At 38.5% G+C, this 2,066-nt stretch carries 3 protein-coding genes; all 3 read left to right on the top strand.

What is annotated here, in order from left to right:
- On the top strand, positions 1-425 hold a 425-nt coding region (locus AC1DWN_RS32890; protein ID WP_477563041.1), incomplete at its 5' end, for a transposase.
- 527 nt (positions 426-952) lie between these two features.
- On the top strand, positions 953-1,291 hold the full coding sequence (locus AC1DWN_RS32885) for a hypothetical protein (RefSeq protein ID WP_477563040.1): 339 nt from the start codon (positions 953-955) through the stop codon (positions 1,289-1,291).
- A gap of 159 nt (positions 1,292-1,450) precedes the next feature.
- On the top strand, positions 1,451-2,066 hold a 616-nt coding region (locus tag AC1DWN_RS32880; protein WP_477563039.1), incomplete at its 3' end, for a hypothetical protein.

Raw genomic sequence — 2,066 nt, 5'->3', positions numbered from 1 at the left:
TGCTCAGTGACATTCCTATGTCCGATCGCCTTCGATCAATCGGTCTAGGCACGATCTGCACGGCAGCCATACTATCAGGTGCTGGCGACCTTAAACAGTATGCTCATGGACGGCAATTATTGCGTAAGGYAGGCTTAAACCTAGCCGAAAGTACTTCGGGGAAGCGTAAGGGACAGATTGTGCTTTCTAAAAGGGGCGATTCTACGCTGCGAAAATATCTATATCTTGCTATGCTCCAACTCGTTGGTAATCATCCAGTGTTCCGGCAGCTGCATGAGAATAATGTTCAAGTGAAGCATATGAAGAAGCAACAGTCGGTATTTAAACTGCTTGGAAAGCTAGCACGAATCATCATCGGTATTGTACAACGTGGAGAAACTTTTTCTCCTGAAAAAGCTGCCTCTATATACTCACAAGCYGCCTAAAACGATTAAATGATCACGTATATTGACTCATTCGCAGGATTTCAAAAAGAAAGCACGGAGGAYCGAGTTCGTTMCCCATAAGGGCTCAGACCCGTAAGCTAAACGCTATCGGTCTCCACGCCTTGGTYAGGTGTAACGAAGGAATGTAAGGGCATAGACCCGTAGAGYCATGGGATGGTGAACCCCAAGGAAATTGTGGAGTATGCGTGCAGAAGATTAACGCTTGGAGAAATGTTCCATACAGTTCTTCTGTTTCTGCATGACCAAAATTGGAAYAACAGTGTCTAATGAGCTAACTTTCTGAACGATAACTGTTTCCAAGCTATGAAATCCTGCGAATTAGTGAGTATATGTGAGATAAACCCTTAATACTGAGGGACGGGTAACTATAGTTTAACAATCACCATAACGAGGCTGCCGGCATGAAACGGCAGCCTTATTGAGCTAACGGGCAGGTTAACGCAACAACCGAGTTTTTCCGTTCGTCTTAATGGTACAACAGTATTTTTCTTAAAGGGGGGAGAATTATGAGGATAATATTTATTGTTATGTTTCTGTCATTCTTTGCAGCAGGTTGTAGTGATAATAATGGGTCAAACTCATCAAGTACCTATCCAGCTTCCGTTGCTTGGTATAACACCCTTTATGGATTATCTAAAGAAGAGGTTCCAATTGAAGAAGTAGGCAAAGAGATTGGTAAGATTGAAAGAAAAACAACCCCAATGCCAAAGAAAAATGGAGACTCTAACGAAGTGCCAGCAGGGAGTACACTATATGAAGTCAAAGGAAAAGACCCTCATGAAGTTATTACAGTCGAAGTAAATGATAAATATGTTATAGCAACAAAATTGGGACCTATTAATTAAACTAACGGGAAACGATAGTTCAATGCCGGATGGCTGCCACGTGGTAGCCATTCGCTCTTACTGGAGGATAGTTTGATAAGATCACGAATACACTCGTAACAGGGGGGATGTAGGATTCTTAAGAAGAAAAGGTATGCTGTCTTTATAGGTTTCCTGTTATTGTTTGTAATGGCTTATACAAAACCAAGTTCTGAAGATTATGAAATTTACCTACGTGAAGTCCATGGGCTTAAATGTGAAAGTGCCCAAATGTCTAATTGCTTCCACACTATTAATGACTTGAAATCATCAAGTCTCACGCATCAGCTTATTTTTATGACAGCAAGAACTAATATTTTTGGAGAGGCTGACAATAAAATACGAGTAATAGGTATTTTAAATCACTTCTTTGTAATACAAAATAATCTTCATCCAAAATCGGATAAAAATAAAACAAATAACAAAGAAAGTTTTAAATTACCTTTTAAAATAGATACAATTGAGAGTAAAATACTTGTCCTTAATGATGCTGCGCTTGATACACCACTTAAAGGAGTAAGGTATGAAGTATTATTATTCTCAAACGAAAAAATATCTGCTGATAGTTATTCATCTTATAAATTTGAAATTGTTTCCAATCCCACTTTGGAAGAATCTTTAGGACCTATGCAATTATCTTTAAGCTTAGCCCAAACCTTAAATGATGGATATTTGTATATCATTTTATTTGGAACCATTTATAGAAATTACTCACAAGAAGAACTTGAAAATTTAAAAAATGATCGCGACTTTCGAG

The organism is Paenibacillus sp. P4_A7 (assembly GCF_056402455.1).
The sequence above is the reverse complement of the archived record's forward strand: the minus strand, read 5'-3'. Positions and strand labels throughout refer to the sequence as shown.

Bases quoted from the DNA above. Each gene is read 5' to 3' on its own strand.
- AC1DWN_RS32885 (WP_477563040.1), top strand. From the start codon at position 953: ATGAGGATAATATTTATTGTTATGTTTCTGTCATTCTTTGCAGCAGGT.